Source organism: Streptococcus sp. 3613, from assembly GCF_013277375.1.
In the GTDB taxonomy this organism is placed as follows: Bacteria; Bacillota; Bacilli; order Lactobacillales; family Streptococcaceae; genus Streptococcus; species Streptococcus pseudopneumoniae.
On record NZ_VMMV01000105.1, the window covers coordinates 1 to 4,949 of the forward strand.

General features: G+C 40.0%; 5 protein-coding genes and 2 pseudogenes. 1 reads left to right on the top strand and 6 read right to left on the bottom strand.

The genetic code is table 11. The features are described from left to right. Positions 1–159: UTRA domain-containing protein (locus HT708_RS10760; RefSeq protein ID WP_172926378.1), on the top strand; the 159-nt coding region annotated here is incomplete at its 5' end. Between the two features lie 149 nt (positions 160–308). On the opposite strand, the gene HT708_RS10765 is transcribed toward HT708_RS10760, so the two are convergent. The 6 genes and pseudogenes from HT708_RS10765 to HT708_RS10790 form a co-directional block, all read right to left on the bottom strand. Further along, on the bottom strand, positions 309–1,205 hold the full coding sequence (locus HT708_RS10765; protein ID WP_000071685.1) for a DMT family transporter: 897 nt from the start codon (positions 1,203–1,205) through the stop codon (positions 309–311). An 8-nt stretch (positions 1,206–1,213) separates the two neighbouring features. Next, on the bottom strand, positions 1,214–2,149 hold the full coding sequence (locus tag HT708_RS10770; RefSeq protein WP_172926379.1) for a serine hydrolase domain-containing protein: 936 nt from the start codon (positions 2,147–2,149) through the stop codon (positions 1,214–1,216). Further along, entirely contained in the window at positions 2,146–2,871 is a 726-nt protein-coding gene (locus tag HT708_RS10775) for a CppA N-terminal domain-containing protein (protein WP_172926380.1), read from the bottom strand. Before HT708_RS10775 ends, HT708_RS10770 begins: the two co-directional genes overlap by 4 nt. A gap of 83 nt (positions 2,872–2,954) precedes the next feature. After that, positions 2,955–3,541: pseudogene (locus HT708_RS10780) on the bottom strand (SGNH/GDSL hydrolase family protein). 49 nt (positions 3,542–3,590) lie between these two features. Then, on the bottom strand, positions 3,591–4,418 hold the full coding sequence (locus HT708_RS10785; RefSeq protein WP_172926381.1) for an HAD family hydrolase: 828 nt from the start codon (positions 4,416–4,418) through the stop codon (positions 3,591–3,593). A 32-nt stretch (positions 4,419–4,450) separates the two neighbouring features. Further along, positions 4,451–4,858, bottom strand: a pseudogene (locus tag HT708_RS10790) (transposase); the annotation flags it as partial. Between the last annotated feature and the right edge of the window lie 91 nt (positions 4,859–4,949).

Genomic DNA, 4,949 nt, shown 5'->3' on the forward strand with positions numbered 1-4,949 from the left:
CTTGCTAAGGAAAAAATCGCCCACTATTTAGAAGTTGAAAAAGGACATGCTATTCTTGGTCTGACTCAGGTTTCCTACCTAGAAGATGGTACTGCTTTTGAATACGTAAAAAGTCAATATGTAGGCGAACGTTTTGAATTTTATCTTGAAAACAATTAATACTCTTCGAAAATCTCTTCAAACCGCGTCAACGTCGCCTTGCCGTACTCAAGTACAGTCTGCGGCTAGTTTCCTAGTTTGCTCTTTGATTTTTATTGAGTATAAAATACTAGGCAAAAACTCTCTGTCACAGACGACAAAGAGTCTTTTTATTTTTCTAAGACTAAATCTTTCAAAGAAATCAGGGTTACAGCAAACAATATCATTGCCATACCAAGAAAATCAATGGGATAAAATTGTTCATTCATGATTAGGAAAGCAAAGAAAACAGCCGAAATTGGCTCAATTGAAGCCAACAAACTTGACTTGACCGGCCCAATCAGACTGGCTCCTTTTAGAAAGGCTGTATAGGCAAAGACAGTCCCGATAAGGATAATGCCCGCAAAAGCGAGGAGAAAATCAAGACTTGTTGGGATAGTAGTCTGTAGAACTCCTGTAAAAGGAAGGGCAACCAAACCTGCTATAACCATTCCCACACCAATGACCAAACTGCTCCCCCACTTCTTAATCAAGGCTATGGGTAAAATGATATAAAGTGCGTAAGTCAGAGCAGAAAAGAGACCCCAAAACAGGTCTGCAGGTGTCATGGATAACTGGTCCACCTGCCCATGTGTTGCGATCAGGAAGGTTCCTCCGATGGCTAATATGATAGAAACAATCTCTCCCAGTGTCGGTGCCACCTTATCCTTGATACAGCTATAAATCAAAATTCCGACAGGACAAACATACTGAAGTACTGTCGCGGTACCTGCATTGGTCTCCTGAATAGCAGTTAGATAGGCGAATTGGTTGAGGAATAGACCAATTAGAGCAAAAATAAGAAGAGACAGCAAACTCTTCTTATCCGTTAAAAAGGCCAGCATTTTATCCTTTGCAGTGGCATAAGCCAAGAGCATGAGAATTCCACCAGCGATTAAAAGGCGCAAGTTGGTCAAGACCAGAGCTGAAATTCCGTGTGCCATCAGGTATTGGCCACTCGTTCCTGACAAGCCCCAAGCTATCCCTGCCACAACTGTTAGTAAAGTCCCTTTTAAACTATTTGACATGTCTCTCCTTACTCTTCTTTGCGAATCAAGTTCATCACTTGATTGCGGTCTACAATCCATTGAGCCCTCTCATCCTTTTCATAGGTACGATTTGATAGGAAAATAGCCGCTTCTTGCTTCTGGCGATTCCACATGATAAAGGTACCTGTATAGCCCGTATGGTCTAGCCAATCTCCTTCCAAATTCCATGCCAAAGAACGTTCCTTGTCATCCAAAGGAGAAAAATTTTGACTCAAATCTCTTGCAAAATCATCTGCTAAATAGTGTTCTAAAAAGATTTGTAAATCCTTTACAGTCGAAAACAAACCAGCACTACCAGCATGTCTGCCCAAGAGACGAGCCTTAGGATCATGCACTATGCCTGCCTCTACACCTCTAACTGTTGGAACAGCAAGCTCAACAGGTCCAAACTGGGTTTCCTTCATTTTCCAAGGTTTCCAAACTTGCTCCTGCAAAATCACATCCAGATCTTGATTAAAGATTCTTTCCAAAATAAAGCCCAACAGCAAAAAATGGACATCTGAATAAAGAAAGGCTGGCTGACTTCGTCTCTTGAGATGAAACATCGCTTTCTTTAATTCAGGGGCTGTTAAAAGATCACGATTGGGAATAAAAGGATCAAGATCTGTTGCGTGAGTCAAGAGCTGACGAATAGTAATGTCTGGATAATCACTCTCAGCTAAAAAATCGGTTACCGGTCTGTCAATATCTAATTTGCCTTTTTCCCACAAGAAGGTAAAAACGGTGCCAACGCCAACAACCTTGCTGACACTAGCTAGGTCATAAACTAGTCCTGCCTCAGTCTGCAAGCCATGCTCTGGGTGACTCTGGCCAATATAGAACTCCGTCCATTGATTGTCCTTAAAATACGCAAAAGAGGCTCCGGGATAAATCCCTGCCTCGATTTGTTCTTCTATTTTTTTAATAATCTGGGTCCACTTCATACTTCTTCAAACCACAATTCAACATTATTTCTATCTTTTCCAAGGAAGAATTTTTCAGACTTAGGAATAAAATATTCTGTAGACTCAAACTTCTTGCGAAGACTTGATATATCTAGTTCATTGACCAAGAACTTGAGCATAGATAAGTCCCAGGTAACCGTATTGTCCACAGTCAAATCCTTCCCCTGAGCTGGAATAAAATCAAGGGATGCCCCAATTTCAGATGGTTCCAAGAAACTTTCGATATCAATCGAGAGATGTAATTCCATGAAAATTTCAAATTTACTTAAAGAGATTGATGCCAAATCTGTTTGAAATTCAGGCTTTTCTCCTACTTCTACTAGACTTGCTCTGTCATCTTCTGCATGAATCAAAATCAAATCATCTTCTGGTGAAAAAATTTCAAAAGCGTAGCCATTTTGACCTTTATATAATCGATGAATCGAATCTGTTTTAGATAAGAGTCCCTCGATTTCTAAGTGATTTTCCACCTTGATAATCAATCTAGCCAGTTTTTTTCGTCCCTCTACCTTACGAGTACGCATGCTTGGTGCTTCTTCTAAAACCAGCTTTTCAAGACCTGTTTGGTCCCCTAGTGATAGGAAGGCTGATTCCTCTAACAAGGCCTTCATGCCAAGGGTTTCAATATAAAATGTTTCATTTAATTTTCTATTATTAACTTTTAAAGTAGGAATAATCCGTACAATCTGATTTACATTCATAAATTCCTCCATCACTTTTTATTTTAAAGGATTTTAGAATTTTTTACAAGATATTATGCTCAAATTTAACTTTATTTAGCTATTTAGTAAAGATAGCCTTTCAAGGCTTTTGTCAAAACCTGATAACCAGCAACACTGAGGTGCAGTCCATCAGTTGTATATTCTTTTTTTAGTTGGCCCGCCTGGTCTGTCAAACTGTCAAAAACTGACAAAAATTCCACCTGCATATAGGCAGAAGCAAGCTCTTGATAGGCGTGATTCCTGTTCTGAATTTTTTCATTCGTGCGGATATAGACTGTCTGCTTATACTCCTCGCCTTCATTAACTGGCAAAATGGAAAGTAATTTTATCTCAGTCAGTGGATAATCGCGAGCAATGGATTGATGATAGCTTCGAGATTATTGAGAGCCTCATTCACAGGCACATCTTTTCCAATATCGTTCGTCCCAATTAAAAGGACAATTTTATCTACCTCCCCACCGTACAGATGCGCATCCAGATTCTCTAATAACAGTCCTGTCTGATAGCCACAAATTCCTCGATTGACAATTGTCTTTGAAGTCCCAAACAACTCCTGCAGAGGATAATATTCGACAATGGAATCCCCAATAAAAAGAATATCTGGCTCTACAACTGAAACCTGATTTAGGTGACGATACTTGGTTTGGATTTTTTCTTGTTCCTTTAGTAACCAATTTTCTAATAACTGTACTGCTACTTCATTCTCCTTTTTCTAACCAGTTTTCCAATACTTGGTAAACTCCTCCTTGGCTATTGGCTGGCGCTAGAGCCGTCGCCACAGCTTTGGCTTTGTCATCAGCATTTTCCATCGCATAGGCAATTCCAGCCATTTCAAGCATTTCAACATCATTTTCACTATCACCAAAAGCCATGATTTGTTGGGGGTTCAAGTCCCAACGCTTGAGTAATTCTTCCAAGCCCCATGCTTTATGAATTCCAGCTTGGAGGATATCAATGCAACCATAGCCACTCGATACAGCCCGAACACGGCCATCAAAGAGGTCATTGATTTCTTCCAATACCGAATTCAAACGTTCCTCACCAACAACCATACTCATCTTGAGCACACCACCAAAGAGGTCAGAGGTTAATTCATCCACAAAATTCATTCGTTGGTAGAATTCTTCAATCATTTCTGGAGTCATAAAACTTTCAAGGTCTGTAAAAATGGTACCTTCCTTGACGAAACCACCCTTCATCCCTGTTACAACAAATTGATCCTGACACGCTCGACCCTCGAAATGAGCCAAAGCCTTATCGACAATGGCATCATCCCAAGTCTGAGCCTGAATCAATTCATTGTTTTCAAAAATATGAGCACCATTGGCAACAACCAGAACCACTCGATCCACCGAGTGCTCCAGTAGTTGCCTCATGCGGTGAATTTCATTCCCTGTCGCGATGACAAAACGAATCCCCCTTTGATCCAACTGATCCACAATCTTTTCCAAGCGTGGGAGATCAAGCTGGCCTCTAGCATCCAGCAAGGTCCCATCCATATCTGTCGCAATTACCTTAATCGTCATTTACTTTCCTCTTGATTAGACTTCCTGCAGAACTAGAATCCTAGTTCATGATTGATAATACCAGCAATCAAATTCATTCGTAAGCCGAAGCGTTTACGATGATTTCGATAGGTTGTTGAAAACATTTTAAACGTTTTTACTTTGGCAAAAATATTCTCAATCTTGCTTCTCTCCTTAGATAGCGCATGGTTATAGGCTTTATCTTCAGCTATTAGCGGCTTGAGTTTGCTGGATTTACGTGGAGTTTATGCTTGAGGATATATCTTCATGAGCCCTTGATAACCACTGTCAGCCAAGATTTTACCAGCTTGTCCGATATTTCTGCGATTCATTTTGAACAACTTCATATCATGACAATAGTTCACAGCGATATCCAAAGAAACAATTCTCCCTTGACTTGTGACAATCGCTTGAGCCTTCATAGCGTGGCATTTCTTTTTATAGTCATTTAGTTTTAAAAAGCGTTCCAAACATTCAAAAATAGTTGGGACTTCCCTTAATAAATCTGTTACTTTCTTTTTCAAGATAGCC